This is a genomic window from Streptomyces sp. CNX435, assembly GCF_059570575.1.
In genome coordinates this window covers 59,783-78,809 of sequence record NZ_JCANTA010000027.1, presented here as the reverse complement: position 1 = coordinate 78,809, position 19,027 = coordinate 59,783, and the positions used below count along the sequence as shown (strand labels likewise).

The following is a 19,027-nucleotide window of genomic DNA, read 5'->3' as shown; positions in this document are numbered from 1 at the left end:
GCCTGCGGCCCGGCGGGCGCACAGGTCTTGCACGATCAGCACTAGCCGGGACAGAGACCAGCCCGGACCAGCATCACACGGGCGGAGTTCTTGTCCCTGGGCGAGACAGTTCCACACGCGGTGCAGGCGTACGTTCTCATCGAGAGTGGGAGTGCGTGCTTGGTTCTCGCTCCGCACTGTGCGCAGTCCATCGTGGTGTGCGCGGGGTGGACAAGGTGCACGGCACGGCCGTGCTTGCGGCTCATTTCGATCAGGGCGTGCTTGGTGGCTCCGATGGCGGCGTCGGACGCTTTGCGGGCCATGGTCGACTTGGCAAGGAACTTTGGGCGGAAGTCTTCTACCGCCAAGGCATCATGGTCACGAACGACGCGTTTGGCCCACTTGCGGCCAGCGTCCTCACGTCGCCGCGCTGCCTTCTTGTGCAGCATGGTTGCCTGCCGCTTCGCCTCACGGTACCCCTTCGATGCGGCCTGCCCCCTTGCGGGTTTCCTTCGGGCCATCATGCGCTGATACCGGGCGAGTTTCGGCGCGGCGTTTCTGCCGTGCTGGGCGTGGGGAAGATCGTGGCTGTCGCTGGTGGTGGTGGCGGTCTCGCGCACGCCCCAGTCGATCCCGATCACGCGGCCGGTTGCGGGCAGGTGCTCAGGTTCGGCGCGGACGACGAACGACGCCCACCAGTGCCCCATCGCATCGCGGTACACCCGCACCGAGGACGGCGACGACGGAAGGTCTCGCGACCACACCGGACGCACCACGATCCCACCTGCCAGGTGCAGGCACCCGTGGTTCAGCCGGAACCCGCGCTGGGTGTAGTTCAGGCTCGGCAGCGCCTCACGCTTCTTCTTGTATCGGGGCATCCCTGCGCGCTGTCGCATCGGCAACCGAGCCCTGATGTCCTTGAGGGCCTTCGCCCGCGACTTGCCGAAGTCGCGGATCGACTGCTGCTGAGGAACACTCGCACCCTCAGCGAGCCACGGCGTTGTCTTGCGTGCTGCGGTCAGTATCTTGTCGAGCTGGGCCGGACCACACGTCAGTGCCTCGCCAGTCGCCCGGCTGTGCTGGTGTACGGCTTTGGACTTGGCAACCGATTCATTCCAGATCCAGCGGCACCGGTCCCACTCGGATTCCAGTGCGGAACGGGCCGTGGACGACAGGCGCAGGCGATAGGTGTACCGGGCGTGCCCGGAACCCTCCACCTTCTGCGCCTGCGCCGTCATGCGCCTGAACATATCCGAGAGGACTGACAGTTGAGAGTTATTGATCAACTTGGGTTTGCTCACGTCGGTGATGGACGGTCGCTGCGTTGTCATGACGGCGATCCGGCTGCCTCTGCCCTGCTTCGCAGGAGGTCGATTCCTCCCCCGTTTGGAGGCTGGGGCATCCTCGGAGAAGCTCCGTGATCCGCACCCTTCTTGTCGCCAACCGCGGCGAGATCGCCTGCCGCGTCTTCCGCACCTGCCGCGACCTGGGTATCACGCCCGTCGCCGTGCACTCCGACGCCGACGCGGGCGCGCTGCACGTACGCAGCGCGCTGGACGCCGGCGGTGCGGCGGTCCGGCTGCCGGGGAACGCGCCGGCGGACACGTACCTGCGCGCTGATCTGCTGGTCGCGGCGGCGGTGTCGGCCGGCGCGGACGCGGTGCACCCCGGCTACGGGTTCCTCTCCGAGAGCGCGGAGTTCGCGCGTGCGGTCGCCGCGGCCGGGCTGACGTGGGTCGGGCCGCCGCCGGAGGCGGTCGAGGCGATGGCGTCCAAGACGCGCGCGAAGGAGCTGATGGGCCTCGCGCCCTTCGACCCGGCGAAGGCGGTCGAGGACGACCTGCCGCTGCTGGTGAAGGCGGCGGCGGGCGGCGGCGGGCGCGGCATGCGGGTCGTACGCGAACTCGCGTCGCTGGACGCCGCGCTGGCCTCGGCGTCGGCGGAGGCCGCGGCGGCGTTCGGGGACGGCGAGGTGTTCGTCGAGCCGTACGTCGAGGGCGGACGGCACGTGGAGGTGCAGGTGCTCGCGGACGCGCACGGGGGTGTGTGGACGCTGGGCACGCGCGACTGCTCGCTGCAGCGCCGGCACCAGAAGGTGGTGGAGGAGGCCCCGGCGCCGGGTCTGGCGGCGGGTCTCGTCTTGGAGTTGGAGGTGACTGCGGTACGGGCCGCGCGGTCGGTCGGGTACGTGGGCGCGGGGACGGTGGAGTTCCTGCTGGCGCCGGACGGGCGGGCGCAGTTCCTGGAGATGAACACCCGGCTGCAGGTGGAGCATCCGGTGACGGAGGCGGTCTACGGGGTGGACCTCGTCGCCCTGCAGCTGCGGGTGGCGGAGGGCGCGCCGCTGCCGCCGGACCCGCCGCGGCCGTCGGGCCACGCGGTGGAGGCCCGCCTCTACGCGGAGGACCCGGCGTCGGACTTCGCCCCGCAGACTGGAGTGCTGCACCGCCTGACGCTCCCGGCCGACGCGGGCGGCCCGCCCGGGGCGACGGGGGACGGCCGTGCGCCGTACGGCTGGGGCGGCCATGTGCCGTACGGCGAGGGCGTTCCGGTGGCGGGTGCTGCGGGGGGTCTGGGGCGTAGCCCTGGCGGGGTCCGGGGCGGAGCCCCGGTTTCGGGAAGTGGGGGTACCGCCCACGCCCTCCAGGGCGTAGGGGGAGGGATCGGGGAACCCCCCACCCTGCGCCTCGACACCGGCTACACCGCCGGCGACACCGTCACCCCGTACTACGACGCCCTGCTGGCCAAGGTGATCTCCCACGCCCCGACCCGCGCGGAGGCGATCCGCCGCCTGGCATCGGCGCTGCGCGGGGCACGGATCCACGGCCCGGTGACGAACCGGGATCTGCTGGTGGGCTCGCTGGAGCACGAGGAGTTCATCCGGGCGGACATGACGACGTCGTTCTACGACGACCACTTGCCCACGCTGACCCGCCCCCCGGGCACGCCCACCCCCCTGCAACTCGCCGCGCTCGCCGCCGCCCTCGCCGACGCCGCCGCACGGCATCACGCGCGCGGGGCCGTGCTGCCCGCCCGGCTCGGGGGGTGGCGCAACGTGCCGTCGCAGTCGCAGGTGAAGGCGTACCGGGCCGAACCCGGCGGCGCCGGGGTCGAGGTGCGCTACCGCCTCACCCGCGACGGCGTACGCGCCGACGACCTGCCCGGTGTGCGCGTGCTCGCCGCGGCGCCCAATCGCGTGGTGCTCGAAGTCGCCGGTGTCACCCGCGCCTTCGACGTCGCCGTGTACGCCCCGGACTACGGTGCCCCGGACCCGGCCACCCCCGCCGCCCCGGCCGGAGGCCACCCCGCCGGAGGCCAGCCCGCCGGTGGCCACCCCGCCTACGTCGACACCCCCCACGGTTCGTACGCCCTCCGCCCCCTGCCCCGCTTCCCCGACCCTCGCGCCGACACCCCCGCCGGGTCCCTCCTCGCCCCCATGCCCGGCACCGTCGTCCGCCTCGCCGACGGAATAGCCCCGGGCCGGTCCGTACGGCAAGGCCAGCCGCTCCTCTGGCTGGAGGCGATGAAGATGGAGCACAAGGTCAGCGCCCCCGCCACCGGCGTGCTCACCGCCCTGCACGCCGAACCCGGCCGTCAGGTCGAGGTGGGCGCGCTCCTCGCCGTCGTCGAAGACGCCCGCGACCAGCCCCCCGACCAGCCCCGCGACCAGGAAGGCTCCCAGCCATGACCAGCGCCATCCTCGAACCCCAGGAGCACCGCGACCTCCGCGCCGCCGTCGCCGCCCTCGGCGCCCGCTACGGCCGCGACTACTTCACCTCCGTCGTCCGCGACGGCCGGCACACCGACGAGCTGTGGGCCGAGGCCGGCAAGGCCGGCTACCTCGGCGTCAACCTCCCCGAGGAGTACGGCGGCGGGGGCGGCGGCATCGCGGAGCTGGCGATCGTGCTGGAGGAGCTGGGCGCCGCCGGGTGCCCGCTGCTCATGCTCGTCGTGTCGCCCGCCATCTGCGGCACGGTCATCGCCCGCTTCGGCACCGAGGACCAGAAGCGGCGCTGGCTCCCCGGACTCGCCGACGGCACGCGCAAAATGGCCTTCGGCATCACCGAGCCCGACGCCGGCTCCAACTCCCACCGCATCACCACCACCGCCCGCCGCGACGGCACCGACTGGGTGCTGACCGGCCGCAAGGTGTTCATCTCCGGCGTCGACATCGCCGACGCCACGCTGATCGTCGGCCGCACCGAGGACGCCCGCACCGGCAAGCTCAAGCCCTGCCTGTTCATCGTCCCGCGCGACGCCGAGGGCTTCCAGCGCACGCAGATTCCCATGGAACTGCAGGCACCGGAGAAGCAGTTCGAGCTGCTCCTCGACGACGTGCGGCTGCCCGCGGACGCCCTCGTCGGCGACGAGGACGCCGGCCTGCTCCAGCTCTTCGCCGGCCTCAACCCCGAGCGCATCATGACCGCCGCGTTCGCGCTCGGCCTCGGCCGGCAGGCGGTGGCGCGGGCCGTCGAGTACGCCCGTACGCGCCAGGTGTGGAAGGGCGGCGCCATCGGCGTGCACCAGGCCATCGCGCATCCGCTCGCGCAGGCGCACATCGAGCTGGAGCTTGCGCGCCTGATGACGCAGAAGGCCGCCGCGCTGTACGACGCGGGCGATGACGCGGGTGCGGGGGAGGCGGCGAACATGGCGAAGTACGCGGCGGCCGAGGCGGCGGCGAAGGCCGTCGACCAGGCCGTGCACACGCTGGGCGGCAACGGCCTCAGTACGGAGTACGGTCTTGCGCAGATGCTCACCGCGTCCCGCGTGGCCCGGATCGCCCCGGTCAGCCGGGAGATGATCCTCAACTACGTGTCGCACCAGACGCTGGGCCTGCCCAAGTCGTACTGAGAACTCGTACTGAGAACGCAGACGTACCGAAGGAGCACCCCCACGCCATGACCGACGCACCCGCCGGCCCGGCCGCCGCCGACGCGCCCCTCGTCCGGATCGCGCGCGACGACCGCGGCGCCATCAGCACCCTCACCCTCGACTCGCCCCACAACCGCAACGCGCTCTCCACCCGCCTCATGGCCGAACTCCACGACGGCCTCGCCGCCGCCGCGCAGGACGACGACGTGCGGGCGGTCCTGCTCACCCACACCGGCAACACCTTCTGCGCCGGCGCCGACCTCGGCGAGGCCACGGAGGCGGTCGCCGGCCTGTCGGGGTGGCCCGGCACGGGCCTGTCCGCCGCCCCCGCCACCGGCACCGCCCCCGCTCCCGCTCCGGCCACCGCCCCCATCCCGGCCGCCCTCACGGACGGGCCGCTCGCGCTGGCGCGGCTGCTGCGCGCGGTCGTGGAGTGCCCGAAGCCCGTCGTCGCCCGGGTCACCGGGCACGTACGGGCCGGAGGCCTCGGACTCCTCGGCGCCTGCGACATCGCGGCGGCGGGCACGGGCGCGACGTTCGCCTTCACCGAGGCGCGGCTCGGCCTCGCGCCCGCGGTGATCTCGATGCCGCTGCTGCCGCGCCTCGACGCCCGCGCGGCGGCCCGCTACTACCTCACCGGCGAGCGCTTCGGCCCGGAGGAGGCGGCCCGTATCGGGCTGGTCACGCTCGCCGGCGACGACGTCGACGCGCTGCTCACCCCGGTGCTCGACGGGCTGCGGGCGGCGTCGCCGCAGGGCCTCGCGGCGTCGAAGCGGCTGGTCACGGGCGAGGTGCTGCGCGCCTTCGACCGCGACACGGAGCCGTTCGCGGAGCTGTCGGCGTCGCTGTTCGCGTCCCCCGAGGCCCGCGAGGGCATGACGGCGTTCCTGGAGCGCCGGGAGCCGAAGTGGTTCCGCTGACCGACACCCCCCGGCAGCCGCGAGGGCGGGACCCGCGGCAGGACCGGAGCCGGGCGACGCGGCAGCGGCTGCTGGAGGCGGCGGTCGCGTGCCTGGCGGAGCTGGGCTGGAGCGGGAGCACGGTCAGCGTGGTCGCCGAGCGGGCGGGCGTCTCGCGCGGGGCGGCGCAGCACCACTTCCCGACCCGGGAGGACCTGTTCACGGCGGCGGTGGAGCACGTGGCGGCGGAGCGCTCGGCGGCGCTGCGGGCGCTGCCGCCGGCGGCGTCACCCGCCGCGGCGGCGGGTGACGCCGGGGAGGCCACCGCCGCCGTCGTGCGCGGTGTCGTCGACCTCTACACCGGCCCGCTCTTCCGCGCCGCGCTCCAGCTCTGGGTCGCCGCCGCCAACGAGGAGCAGCTCCGCTCCCGCGTGGCCGCGCTGGAGGCCCGCGTCGGCCGGGAGGCCCACCGCATGACGGTGGCGCTGCTCGGCGCCGACGAGTCGGTGCCGGGCGTACGGGAGACGGTGCAGGGCTTCCTCGACATGGCCCGGGGCCTGGGCCTGGCGACCCTGCTCACGGACGACAGCGCGCGCCGCGACCGCGTCGTGGCGCAGTGGTCACACCTGCTGACGACGGCGCTAGCGAACGCCCGCTGAGCCACCGCACGGCTCAGCCCGCCCCACAATCCCCGCACACCCGCACCCAGGGTAGGCCGCCCCACCGACACTCAAGCCCCGGCCGGTCCGCAGGGACTCAGCCCGGCCGCAACGCACAGCCGGCCCCGCAACGCACAGCCGGCCCCGCAACGCACAGCCGGCCCCGCAACGCACAGCCGGCCCCGCAACGCCCCGCCGGCCAAGCACCGCTCAGCCCGCCCCGCCCGCCTCCGCGTAGCCCTCGATCTCCTGCGGCGACCGCGACCCCGGCCCCACGTACCGCGCCGACGGCCGCACCAGCCGCCCCGTCCGCTTCTGCTCCAGGACGTGCGCCGACCACCCCGCCGTCCGCGCGCACGTGAACATGGACGTGAACATGTGCGCCGGCACCTCCGCGAAGTCCAGCACGATCGCCGCCCAGAACTCGACGTTCGTCTCCAGCACCCGGTCCGGGCGCCGCGCCCGCAGCTCCGCCAGCGCCGCCTTCTCCAGCGCCGCCGCGACCTCGTACCGCGGCGCGCCCAGCTGCTTCGCCGTCCGCCGCAGCACCCGCGCCCGCGGGTCCTCCGCGCGGTACACGCGGTGCCCGAAGCCCATCAGCCGCTCGCCGTTGTCCAGCGCCCGCTTCACGTAGCCCTCGGCATCACCGGTGCGCTCGATCTCCTCGATCATCCCGAGCACCCGCGACGGCGCGCCCCCGTGCAGCGGCCCGGACATCGCGCCCACCGCGCCGGACAGCGCCGCCGCGACGTCTGCGCCCGTCGAGGCGATGACGCGGGCGGTGAAGGTGGAGGCGTTCATGCCGTGCTCGGCGGCGGAGGTCCAGTAGGCGTCGACGGCGGCGACGTGCTTGGGGTCGGGTTCGCCGCGCCAGCGGATCATGAACCGTTCGACGACCGTACGGGCCGTGTCGATCTCCCGCTGCGGCACCATCGGCAGCCCCTGCCCGCGGGCGGACTGCGCGACGTACGACAGCGCCATGACGGCCGCCCGCGCCAGGTCGTCGCGGGCGCGCGCCTCGTCGATGTCGAGCAGCGGGCGCAGCCCCCAGACCGGCGCCAGCATCGCCAGCGCGGACTGCACGTCCACGCGGATGTCGCCGGAGTGCACGGGGATGGGGAAGGGCTCCGCGGGCGGCAGACCGGGTTTGAACGCGCCGTCGACCAGAAGACCCCAGACGTTGCCGAAGGAGACGTGACCCACCAGATCTTCGATGTCCACACCGCGATAGCGGAGCGCGCCGCCCTCTTTGTCGGGTTCGGCGATCTCCGTCTCGAAGGCGACTACTCCCTCAAGCCCGGGTACGAAGTCGGACATCAGGCGGCTCCCTCAGTGCGTTGCGGTGCGCTGCGGCGGGGTGTGCAGCGACGGTCGGGTCAGCCCCGGGGCGTGGGGTGGTGCGGGTGGTGCGGGGGGTGTGCGCTGGCGAGGCTCCGCGGCGCCATCGCTCGCGGTCCGGGGCCGTGCATTCCGGGCCACCATAGCCGGGGGTGTGGGCTTTCCACAGTGGTGGATCGGCCGATTCTGTCGGGTCAGGCACATGCGGCCGGGGCGTGAGATGGGGCACATTCCGCGGATCCCGGTCCGGAGGGTTACCCGGAGGGTTGCGGGGAACGTCGAGCGGGCATACTGCCGCGCCCGGGCGGCCGCTCATACTGCAAGATATGCGGGTGCGCCACGTTGACGTTGACACCGAACGCTCCCTCGACCCGGCCGCCATGCGCGCGCACTACCGCGCCGCGGGACTGTCGGAGGACTCCCTCGCCGCCGATCCCTTCGAGCAGTTCGGCCGCTGGTTTCGGCAGGCCGCGGAGAGCGGACTGCACGAGCCCAACGCGATGGTCGTCTCCACCGCCGACGCCGAAGGCCGGCCCAGCTCCCGCACCGTGCTGCTGAAGCACGTGGACGAGCGGGGGTTCGTCTTCTACACCAACTACGGTTCGCGCAAGGGCCGGGAGCTGGCCGCCAACCCGCACGTGTCGCTGCTCTTCCCCTGGCACCCCGTCGCCCGCCAGGTGATCGTCGCGGGGTCGGCGGAGCGTACGGGGCGCGACGAGACGGTCGCGTACTTCCGCACCCGGCCGCACGGCTCGCAGCTGGGCGCGTGGGCGAGCGAGCAGTCGTCGACGGTGGCGTCGCGGGCGGAGCTGGACCGGATGTACGCGGAGCTGGCGGACCGCTATCCGGAGGGCGAGCAGGTGCCGGCGCCGCCGGAGTGGGGCGGCTTCCGGGTCAGGCCGCGGACGGTGGAGTTCTGGCAGGGCCGCGAGAACCGCCTCCACGACCGTCTCCGGTACGTACGTACCGAGGGCGCGGCCGGCGGCGGCTGGACGGTGGAGCGCCTCTGCCCGTAGCCGCGCAGCAGGCGACCCGCGGCCCATTCCCCTTCAGGGGAGCCGGTCGGACGTACCGGCGGACCGCGGGTCGGGTGAACTGCTTGGGATAAGGGCCGGCTGGGCGCCGTCCTAGGCGCCCCGGTCCGGCATTGCGCTCAAGCGCGACGGCGGACCACTAGCCCGCAGTCACCTCACGCGTCCGGTACTTCATCATCTGCCGAACCACCTCCCTTCTCGTGTGCCCCACACACTAGGCACGCCCCCGCGGCCCCTCAACTGATTTCTGCCTCGCAACGATTTCCGCGGAACGGGTGTGTGCTGCGTCACGTTCGAGTTGAATGATCCGGGTGCACCACACCACGCACACGACGCCGCGGCGAGCAGGGGGTGCCTGATGAGCGCGACCCGGCGTACCAACCGGGACCGCAGGAACGCCTCCGGCGAACAGGCCGCGGACGCTCCGGACACGGGAGAAGCCGCCGGGTCCCCACCCGCGGCGGCCGACGCGACGGCCGGGGACGCGCCGCCGCCGGGCCGCCGCCCCGCAGCCCCCGACCTGCTGGTGGCGCTGCTCGACGGCATGGACACCGCCCTGTGCGCCTTCGACGCCGACGGTGTCGTCACCCACTGGAACCGCGAGGCCGAGCGGCTGCTCGGCTGGACCGCCGCGGAGGCCGTCGGCCGCCGCGGGCTGGCCGGCTGGGCGGCCCGCGCGGAGGACGCCGCCGAGGTGGAGGCGCGGCTGCTCGGCGCCATGGACGCGCCGGGGCGGCAGGTGCAGGAGTTCGCGCTGCTGCGCAAGGACGGCGGCCGGGTGCTCGTACGCACCCAGACCTCCGCGGTGCGTACGGGCGCCGCAGCCGCCGCCGCAGCCGCCGCAGGCGCAGGCGCCGGGAACCCGGGTGCGGGAGACCCGCCCGCCGAAGAGCCGGGCGGCGGTGCCGCGGTCGGGGTCTACTGCGCGTTCAGCGAGGTCCACGCGCAGCTGGACCTGGAGCGGTCCCTCGCCTTCAGCGAGGCTTTGTGCGAGGACGCCGCCTGGGGCGTCCTGCTCGTGGACGCCGACCTGCGGCCGGCACTGGCCAACGGCCAGGCGGCGCGCGTGCTGCGCGCCCGGCGCGCGGGGCTGCTCGGGCGCCCCTTCGGCGAGCTGCTGGAGCAGGGCGCGGAGGAGGTCGAGAGCGCGCTCCAGCACGTACTGGCGCAGGGCAGCACCGCGGTCCCCGCCGACGTGTGGGTCACGGTGCGCGGCGAGACCGGCGGCGATCCGGCGATCCGGCGCAGGTGCCTGCGCGGCGCGTTCGTACGGCTCGCCTCGCCGCTCGCCGAGCACCCGGTGCCGCTCGGCGTCGGCTGGCTCTTCCAGGACGTCACCGAGGCCAAGCTCGCCGAGGACGCCGCCTCGGTGCTGCGCTTCCGCGACCACCAGCTGCACCGCGCCTCGCGCGCGGCGGCGGAGTGCGAGGACCCGATGGAGGCCGCGACCGTCTACCTGGACTTCGCGCTCGCCGGTTTCGCCGACCACGCGCTGGTCGACCTGGCCGCCGCCCCCGCGGAACCCGGCTCCCCGCCCGGCCCCGGCGTTCCGCACGGCCCCGGTTCGCCGCCCGGTCCGGTGCAGCTCACCCGGGCCGCGGCGACCCCGGCCGAGGGCCCGGGCCCGTGCCTGCCGGCCGGGCCGCACGGCTTCCCCGTCCGCTACCCCGCCGGGCACCCCGCGCTGCAGGCGGTGGAGCGCGGCGGCACGGTGCGCGCCGGCTGCGGCGGGGTGGACCCGGCGATCGCGGAGGGCTGGTCGGTGGCGCGGAAGTGGCCGCCGGGCACGATGCACGCGCTGTGTGCGGTGCTGCGCAGCCGGGGGCGGACGCTGGGGGTCGTGACGTTCCTGCGCGGCGGCGGGCGGCGCGGCTTCACCCGGCAGGACGCGGCGTACGCGGAGGACGTGGCCGTCCGGGTCGCGGCCTCGCTGGACCTGGCGGAGCTGCTGGGTTAGAACCTGTCCGGTGCGGGGCCCCGGTGGCCGGGCCCGGGGCCGGGCGCGGATCGCCTTTTTCCCGAAGATCCCCGCAGATCGGCGGTGAAAGTCAGGCGAAAGGAACGCGCCGGGTCCACTTGTCACCGGGATGCGTCAGAATTAGTGCAGGGCCACCGCACGAGAAATCTAGGGGCACGCATGTCCGGACTGATCGACACAACGGAGATGTATCTCCGCACCATCCTCGAACTCGAAGAGGAGGGCGTCGTCCCCATGCGCGCGAGAATCGCGGAGCGGCTCGATCAGAGCGGCCCCACGGTGAGCCAGACCGTCGCCCGCATGGAGCGGGACGGCCTGGTGCGCGTCGCCGGGGACAGGCATCTGGAGCTGACGGAAGAGGGCCGCATGCTCGCGACCCGCGTGATGCGCAAGCACCGCCTGGCGGAGTGCCTGCTGGTCGACGTGATCGGCCTGGAGTGGGAGCACGTGCACGCGGAGGCGTGTCGCTGGGAGCACGTGATGAGCGAGGCCGTGGAACGCCGCGTGCTCGCGCTGCTGCGGCACCCGACCGAGTCGCCGTACGGGAACCCGATCCCCGGTCTGGAAGAGCTGGGCGAGAAGGCCGAGGCGGACCCGTTCCTCGACGAGGGCATGGTGAGCCTGTCAGCGCTGGGGCCGGACGCCGGGACGGTGATCATCCGCCGCATCGGCGAGCCGATCCAGACGGACGCGCAGCTGATGTACACGCTGCGGCGGGCCGGTGTGCAGCCGGGCGCCGTGGTGAGCGTGACGGACTCGGCCGGCGGCGTGCTCGTCGGCAGCGGCGGCGAGGCCGCCGAGCTGGACGCCGAGGTCGCCTCGCACGTCTTCGTGGCAAAGCGTTAGGGCCGTTCGGGCCCGCCCGGTGGCGGGTTTCCGCCGCTGCCGTGGCAGGCGGTGAGCGGACTGCGGGATTCCTGTCCGAACGGCAGCGCGCGAGGGCCGGGCGTGCCACGCTGTCGCTGACGGCCTCAGGGAGGGGTGGGTCATGCCACTGACATACCCGGGCCCCCGAGTATCCGGCGGGGGCCATGACGAGGGCCCCGGCGCCTGGCTCGCCGGGGCCCCGCCTCCCCGTACCGACCCGGAGCCCCGAGCTCCCAGGGTCGTCTCCCCACGGACCCGATGTCCCCGATGCGGGTCCGCCTCCCGGTCTCTGTCTCCCCGCGAGGACCGCGGCCAATCCCGAGGCCCGGTCACTCGAACGAGGGATGTTGGGCCCAGCGCCTCGGTGTTCGAATAGGCATTCGATAGCGTGAGCTTCGCCGAACGGATTGGGGGTGTCGGCACACATGGTGCGTCGTATCAACGTGACGGGGGCGGGCGGGCTGCGCCTCGCCGCCTGGGAGTTCGGAGACCCGCCGAAGCGCGGTGCCGACGGCCTCGCGGCGCGCCGGCGGCCGTCCGCCGACGGGCTGGCGCAGGCCGACGGGCTGGCGCAGGCCGACGGGCCGGCGCAGGCCGCCGGGCCGCCGGGCGGCGGTCTGCAGAGCCGTCCCGGCGTGCTCTTATTGCACGGTCTGATGGGCCGCGCGTCGCACTGGGCGACCACCGCCCGCTGGCTCTCCGCCCGCGCCCGCGCCATCGCGCTCGACCAGCGGGGGCACGGGCGCAGCGACAAGCCGGGGGACGGCCCGTTCGACCGCGACGCCTACATCGCGGACGCCGAGGCCGTCATCGAGCAGCTGGACCTCGCCCCGGTCGTCCTCGTGGGCCACTCCATGGGCGCGCTCACCGCCTGGCAGCTCGCCGCCCGCCGCCCCGACCTGGTGCGCGGGCTGGTCATCTGCGACATGCGGGCCTCCGCGCTGGGCGCGGCCTCGCAGCGGGAGTGGGAGGAGTGGTTCCGCTCCTGGCCGGTCCCGTTCGCCACGCTCGCCGACGTCCGCAAGTGGTTCGGCGAGGACGACCCCGTGCTGGAGCGCCCGCGCCCCGCCCGCGGCGAGTTCTACGCCGAGGTGATGGCGGAGCGCGCCGACGGCTGGCGCCCGGTGTTTTCGCGCCGCCAGATGCTGCGGGCCCGCGCGACCTGGGTGCACGACGCGCACTGGGAAGAACTCGCCCTCGTGCGGTGCCCGACCCTCGTGATACGCGGCATCGACGGCGAGCTGGGCCGCGCGGAGGCCCAGGAGATGGTCCGCGTCCTGCCGCACGGCGTCTACGCCGAGCTGGACGCCGGCCACCTGCTGCACCTGGAGGACGCCGAGGCGTTCCACCGGGCCGTGGAGCCGTTCCTGGAGGACGTGCTCACGCCGAAGTGACCGGGGTGCGGGGCGCGTTGTGCGCCGGACGGCCGGAGGATCCGTACGGCGGGGCGGGAGAGGTCCGTACGGCGGGAGAGGTCCGTACGGCGGGAGAGGCCCGTACGGCCGTGCTCCCGGGCGGGGCGGTGCTACTCGCCGACGAACCGGAACGTCGACGTGATCGCGTCGAACACGTCGAAGAACGAGTCCGCCAGGTCCAGCACCTGGCTGCTGCCCGCGACCAGCGCCACCTTGCCCTCCTGGCCCGGGACCGGGACGAAGGTCTGCATCAGCACGGCGCGGATCGTGCGGTCGTCGCCGGGGATCTTGATGTCCTCGACGCCCTGTGTGCGGGCCGCGGTGCCGATGCCCTCGATCTCGACCGTCGAGACCTTCCGCCAGGCGTCGCCCTCCTTCTTCGGCCGGATCTGCTTGATCTGGCCCACGATCAGCGAGGGGTCGGTCGGCAGCAGCTCGCCGCTCTCGGTGCGGGCGCCGATGAGGGAGACGGTGATCGACCCGGTCACCGGCACCTCGCCGCCGAAGCTTTCCGCCATGCAGCCGCAGTACAGGGCGCCGGAGGCCCATGCGTCCTTGGCGGCCTTGCGCAGGAACGCCTCCAGCACGCCGCGCTGCTCGGCCAGTTCGGGGTTGCGGCGGACCCGGTCGTTGACCATCTGCCGGATGCCGTCGTCCCGGGACTCGGGCCGTACGTCGAACTCCCACCAGGACTCCGGCACCCGGATCCGGAAGCCTCCGCGCTCGATCGTGAGCGCCTCCATCCAGCGGCTCATGCTGCCCCCTCCGTCGCGCGTCCGGTCGTCGCCGGCGCCCCGCGGCCGTGCCGGGCCGGCGTAGTTATCCACAATCCCGGATACGAGCTGTTCCCGCGTAGCCCGGGGCGGATATCGTTTCGTAGACCCTAGTGTCCGAGCTGAACGCATTTCCGCGGGGGGAAAAACCGGGGAACAGCCGGGGACGTTCGAGGAGGATCAGCGTGCGCCTCACCCTGACCGTCGTCGATCCGCTCGGGGGCGACCGCGCCGACGTCGTCCTCGACGCCGAGGCGGAGTCGTCCGTCGGCGATGTCGCCCGAGCCCTGGCCGGCCAGCTCGACTCGGTGCCGCCGGCCGCTCCGGGGGCACCACAGGCCGTCCAGGTGCCGGCCCAGCATGCCCACGCCCACGCCCACGCCCAGGCCGCTCCGGCCCCGGCGCCCGGGGGCTGGGCCGCGGCCGGCCCGCCGCCGGCCGCCCCGCCCGGAGCGCCGCCTGCGGCCGTCCCGTTCGGCGCCCCCGGCGCCCCCGGCGCACCGCCGCCGCCCGGTGCGGCGGCGCCCGCGCCCCCGCCCGTCTTCGTCGACGGCTTCGCCGTCGACCCGGGCCTGCCCGTCGCCCAGTCGCCCCTGCGCGAGGGTTCTGTCGTCAGCCTCTACGACCCGGTGGGCTGCCCGCCCCGCGAGGTCACGGGCCTGGTCGAGCTGCGCGTCGTCGGTGGCCCCATGGCCGGCGCGGTGCACCGCCTGGGCCTCGGCCGCGTCGACGTCGGCAGCGGCAACGCGACACACATCCGGGTCACCGACCCCGAGCTGCCCGAGCGCGCCTTCAGCCTCACCGTCTCCGCCGACGGCACCTGCAAGGTCCACATCCACGGCGACCAGGAGAAGGCCACCCTCGACGGCACGACGTTCGCCGAGCTGGCCAAGCCCAAGGAGAAGTCCGACGACGACGAGAGCCGCCGCTCCCGCCGGCGCCGCCGCCGCGAGGCCCGTCGTGAGGCCCGCCGCGTCCGCCGCGGGGGCGCCGCCGCGGCGGCCCCGCCGCTCCCGCAGGAGCCGCCGCAGAGCAAGGACGCCTGGCCGTACGGCGCCCAGGTCGCCATCGGTAACTCGCTGTTCGAGCTGGTGCGTTATGCCCCGCCGGACGCCGCCGTCGCCGCCTCGGAGGACGGCGGCGGGCTCGACTACAACCGCCCGCCGCGCCTCCTGCCGCCCGACCGCGAGACCCGCTTCAAGCTCCCGTCGCCGCCCAAGGAGGGCCAGGCCCGGCCGCTGCCGTGGCTGATGGCGCTGATGCCGGCCGTCATGGGCGTGACGATGTGCCTGGTCATGGGCCGCTGGTACTACCTGCTGATGGCGTTCATGAGCCCGATCATCATGATCGGCAACTACTTCATGGACAAGAAGCACGGCCGCAAGTCCCACGTGAAGGCCGTCGCCGAATACAAGGAACACAAGGCCCGTATCGAGAAGGACGCCCGCGACGCCCTCGTCGCCGAGCGCAACGAGCGCCGTCTCAACGGCCCGGACCCCGCCCTGCTGCTGTCCACCTCCACCGGCCCGCGCACCCGGCTGTGGGAGCGCCGCCGTACCGACGCCGACCACCTGCTGCTCCGCTTCGGCACCGCCGAACTCGACTCCGAGGTCCTGCTGGAGGACCCCGAGCAGGACGAGCACCGCCGCCAGGTGCTGTGGAAGATCCAGGACGCGCCCGTCACCGTGCCGCTGCGGCAGATCGGCGTCCTCGGCGTCGCCGGTGCCGGCGACACCCCGCGTGCCCTCGGCCGCTGGGCCGTCGCGCAGGCCGCCGTCCTGCACAGCCCGCTGGACGTCCAGTTCTACGTGCTGACCGAGCCCGGCGGGCAGGCCGGCTGGGACTGGATGCGCTGGCTGCCGCACGCCCGCCCGCCCGGGGAGTACGACACCAACGCCCTCGTCGGCACCGACACCGAGACGGTCGCCGCCCGTATCGCCGAGCTGACCCAGCTGCTCGACGCGCGGCAGAAGGCCGCCAAGGACCAGCGCTCCAACGGGCCGACGTCCTTCAAGGACCCCGACATCGTCATCGTCTTCGACGGCTCGCGCCGGCTGCGCTCGCTGCCCGGCGTGGTGCGGCTGCTGCGCGAGGGCCCGGCGGTGTCGATGTTCGCGATCTGCCTCGACTCCGAGGACCGCTTCCTGCCCGGCGAGTGCCAGGCGATCGTTGTCGCCGAGCCCAAGCCGGAGGAGCACGACCCGCGGGCCGCCGCCGGCCAGGGCGGCATCCCCATGCAGCAGGTGCCCGGCGCCGGCGGGCCCGGCGGCGCCGGCGGCTTCCCGCCGTTCCGCGTCGGCGCCTGGGGCACGGGCCCGTCGCAGGACGCCGCCCAGCGCGCCGCCGCGGCCGACGGCACCGGCCCGATCCGGCTGCGCGTCGAGCAGGCCGGCTCCGAGCGGCGCCGCGGGGTGCGCCCGGACTTCGTCTCGCCCGCGTGGTGCGCGCTCGTGGCGCGCGGCCTGTCGCCGGTGCGGGACATCAGCGGGGAGGCGGAGGACGCCGCCATCCCGTCGTCCAGCCGGCTGCTCGACGTCGTGGAGCTGGAGCCGCCGACCGGGGACGCCATCGCCGCCCGCTGGCAGATCGGCGGGCAGTCGACGACCGCGGTCATCGGCGAGTCGTACGACGGCCCGTTCGCCATCGACATCCGCAAGGACGGCCCGCACGGCCTCATCGCCGGCACCACCGGCTCCGGCAAGTCCGAGCTGCTGCAGACGATCGTCGCGGCGCTCGCGGTGTCGAACACCCCGGAGAACATGACCTTCGTCCTCATCGACTACAAGGGCGGCTCCGCGTTCAAGGACTGCGTCAAGCTGCCGCACACCGTCGGCATGGTCACCGACCTCGACAACCACCTCGTCACCCGCGCCCTGGAGTCGCTCCGCGCCGAGCTGCACCGCCGCGAGCACATCCTCGCCGACGCCGAGGCCAAGGACATCGAGGACTTCCAGGACCTGCTGCGCCGCGAGCCCGGGCGGTACGCGCCGCTGCCCCGGCTGCTGCTCGTCATCGACGAGTTCGCCGCCATGGTCCGCGAACTGCCCGACTTCGTCACCGGCCTGGTCGACATCGCCGCCCGAGGCCGTTCCCTCGGCATCCACCTGATGCTCGCCACCCAGCGGCCCAGCGGCGTCGTCTCCCCGGAGATCCGCGCGAACACCAACCTGCGGATCGCGCTGCGCGTCACCGACGGCGGCGAGTCCGCGGACGTCATCGACGCCCCGGACGCCGGCTTCATCGCCAAGTCCATGCCCGGCCGCGCGTACGTGCGCCTGGGTCACGCCTCCCTCGTCCCCTTCCAGTCCGGCCGCGTCGGCGGCCGGCGCCCCGGCGCCGCCGACCCGGCGACCGCCCAGCCCTGGGCCGGCCGACTCGGCTGGACCGAGCTGGGGCGGGGCGCGCTCAAGCGGCCCGCGGGAGCGCAGCAGGAGGAGGACGAGATCACCGACCTGAAGGTGCTCGTCGACGCGGTCAACGAGGCCAACGAGCGCCTGGGCATCCCCGAGCAGCACAGCCCGTGGCTGCCCGCGCTGCCCGACAGCGTCCAGCTCGACACGCTGCCCGAGCCGCAGGCGACCGGGCCGCTGCCCCCGGCCCCGTACGGCATCGAGGACCTGCCCGCGCAGCAGGCGCGGCGCACCGTCGCCATCGACTTCACGGACTTCGGGCACCTCATCGTCGGCGGCGCCCCGCGCAGCGGGCGCTCGCAGATGCTCCGTACGATCGCCGGCTCCCTCGCCCGTACGCACTCGATCGCCGACCTGCACCTGTACGGCATCGACTGCGGCAACGGCGCGCTGAACGCGCTGACCCGGCTGCCGCACTGCGGCGCCGTCGTCAGCCGCAACCAGACCGAGCGCGCGGTGCGCCTCATCGGCCGGCTCAAGCAGGAGCTGGGCCGCCGCCAGGAGCTGCTGGCCGCGGACGGCTTCGCCGACATCGCCGAACAGCGGGCGGCGGCGTCGGACCCGGAGCAGAAGCTGCCGTACGTCGTGGTGCTCCTCGACCGGTGGGAGGGCTGGCTGCCCACCCTCGGCGAGATCAACCACGGCGACCTGACCGACGAGATCTACGGGCTGCTGCGCGAGGGCGCGAGCGTCGGTATCCACATGATCATCACCGGCGACCGCAGCGTGCTCACCGGCCGGATCAGCACGCTGACGGAGGACAAGTTCGCCTTCCGGCTGCCCGACCGCTCCGACTTCTCCATGATCAGCCTCAACGCCCGCAACATCCCCGAGGACATCGAGCCCGGCCGGATGTTCCGCTCCGAAAGCGGCCTGGAGACCCAGATCGCGGTCCTCTCCGACGACCTCTCCGGCGCCGCCCAGGCCGCCGCCGTCGCCGCCATCGGCGAGGCGGCGACGGAGCGGGACGCGGCGGTGCCGCGCTCGCTGCGCCCGTTCCGCGTCGACGTGCTGCCCAGCCGCCTCGGCTTCGAGGAGGCGTGGGAGATGCGCGACGTACAGGCGCAGGAGAGTTCCAAGCTGTGGGCGCTCGTCGGCGTCGGCGGCGACGAGCTGATGGGCTTCGGCCCGAACCTGGCCGACGGCATCCCGGCGTTCATCATCGGCGGCCCGGCCAAGTCCGGCCGCAGCACGGTGCTGAAGTCGATGGCGCTGACGTACCTCCAGCAGGGCGTACGGCTCGTCATAGCCGCGCCGCGGCCCTCGCCGATGCGCGATCTGGCGGGCCGCGAAGGCGTGTTGCAGGTCTTCACCGAGGACGACATCGACGAGGACGAGGTGCACGACCTGCTCAAGCAGGCGTCGCCGGACGAGCCGATCGCCGTTCTCGTGGACGACGCGGAGATGCTGACGAACTGCGACGCGGGCGACGAGTTCAAGGCCATCGCCCGGCGCGGCGCGGAGCGCGGCTGGGCGCTGGTCCTCGCGGGCGACGAGGAGGAGGTCGCCTCCGGCTTCTCCGGCTGGCAGGTGGAGGCCAAGAAGGCGCGCCGCGGGGTCGCCCTGTCGCCGCAGGACCCGTCGGCGGGCGACCTCATCGGCATCCGGCTGAACCGCGGTTCGGTCGGCGACCAGGTGCAGCCGGGCAAAGGGCTGCTGCACCTGGGCGACGGTGAGCCGTTCGCGGTGACGACGCCGCTGGTGTGACGGGCGTGACGGGCGCGACGCGCCTGGCCGTCGTGCCCGTCGTGGCTGCTGTCACGCCGACCTCTTCGACCCTGCAACCGCGGGGGCGATGGATTG

11 protein-coding genes and 1 pseudogene are annotated in these 19,027 nt (G+C 74.1%); 9 read left to right on the top strand and 3 right to left on the bottom strand.

All coding sequences use genetic code 11. The features are described 5' to 3' along the window. Positions 1–22 precede the first annotated feature (22 nt). A pseudogene (locus T328_RS31270) lies at positions 23–1,217 on the bottom strand (RNA-guided endonuclease InsQ/TnpB family protein); the annotation flags it as partial. A gap of 179 nt (positions 1,218–1,396) precedes the next feature. Here T328_RS31270 and T328_RS31265 point away from each other — a divergent pair. The 4 genes from T328_RS31265 to T328_RS31250 are packed head-to-tail and all read left to right on the top strand — an operon-like array spanning position 1,397 to position 6,409. Continuing rightward, entirely contained in the window at positions 1,397–3,667 is a 2,271-nt protein-coding gene (locus T328_RS31265; protein WP_496499596.1) for an ATP-binding protein, read from the top strand. Continuing rightward, positions 3,664–4,830 (top strand): acyl-CoA dehydrogenase family protein, encoded by a 1,167-nt coding sequence (locus tag T328_RS31260; RefSeq protein WP_496499595.1) that lies wholly within the window; start codon positions 3,664–3,666, stop codon positions 4,828–4,830. Before T328_RS31265 ends, T328_RS31260 begins: the two co-directional genes overlap by 4 nt. Before the next feature lie 47 nt (positions 4,831–4,877). Next, the gene (locus tag T328_RS31255) at positions 4,878–5,771 is read left to right on the top strand and encodes an enoyl-CoA hydratase-related protein (RefSeq protein WP_496499594.1); all 894 of its coding nucleotides are present in this window, start codon (positions 4,878–4,880) and stop codon (positions 5,769–5,771) included. Beyond that, positions 5,759–6,409, top strand: a complete 651-nt coding sequence (locus T328_RS31250) for a TetR/AcrR family transcriptional regulator (RefSeq protein ID WP_496499593.1) — start codon at positions 5,759–5,761, stop codon at positions 6,407–6,409. Before T328_RS31255 ends, T328_RS31250 begins: the two co-directional genes overlap by 13 nt. Positions 6,410–6,619: 210 nt before the next feature. Here the strand turns inward: T328_RS31250 and T328_RS31245 are convergent, their stop codons facing one another. Then, a complete protein-coding gene (locus T328_RS31245) occupies positions 6,620–7,726 on the bottom strand; it encodes a citrate synthase 2 (protein WP_496499592.1) in 1,107 nt (368 codons plus the stop codon). A 347-nt stretch (positions 7,727–8,073) separates the two neighbouring features. On the opposite strand from T328_RS31245, the gene pdxH reads away from it, so the two are divergent. The 4 genes from pdxH (at position 8,074) to T328_RS31225 (ending at position 13,020) form a co-directional block, all read left to right on the top strand. Continuing rightward, positions 8,074–8,763, top strand: coding sequence for a pyridoxamine 5'-phosphate oxidase (gene pdxH, locus T328_RS31240; RefSeq protein ID WP_496499591.1), 690 nt, complete (start codon positions 8,074–8,076; stop codon positions 8,761–8,763). Positions 8,764–9,139: 376 nt separating this feature from the next. Next, entirely contained in the window at positions 9,140–10,738 is a 1,599-nt protein-coding gene (locus T328_RS31235; RefSeq protein ID WP_496499590.1) for a PAS domain-containing protein, read from the top strand. A gap of 180 nt (positions 10,739–10,918) precedes the next feature. After that, a complete protein-coding gene (locus tag T328_RS31230) occupies positions 10,919–11,605 on the top strand; it encodes an iron-dependent transcriptional repressor DtxR (RefSeq protein ID WP_496499589.1) in 687 nt (228 codons plus the stop codon). A gap of 446 nt (positions 11,606–12,051) precedes the next feature. Then, complete coding sequence (locus tag T328_RS31225) at positions 12,052–13,020, top strand: alpha/beta fold hydrolase (RefSeq protein ID WP_496499588.1); 969 nt, start codon at positions 12,052–12,054, stop codon at positions 13,018–13,020. A 131-nt stretch (positions 13,021–13,151) separates the two neighbouring features. On the opposite strand, the gene T328_RS31220 is transcribed toward T328_RS31225, so the two are convergent. Next, positions 13,152–13,796: a hypothetical protein gene (locus T328_RS31220; protein WP_496499587.1), complete on the bottom strand. Its 645-nt coding sequence runs from the start codon at positions 13,794–13,796 to the stop codon at positions 13,152–13,154. A gap of 203 nt (positions 13,797–13,999) precedes the next feature. Between T328_RS31220 and T328_RS31215 the strand changes: the two genes are divergently transcribed. Then, positions 14,000–18,931 carry an FtsK/SpoIIIE domain-containing protein gene (locus T328_RS31215; RefSeq protein WP_496499586.1) on the top strand — a complete coding sequence of 1,644 codons (4,932 nt, stop codon included), beginning with the start codon at positions 14,000–14,002 and terminating at the stop codon, positions 18,929–18,931. Positions 18,932–19,027 lie beyond the last annotated feature (96 nt).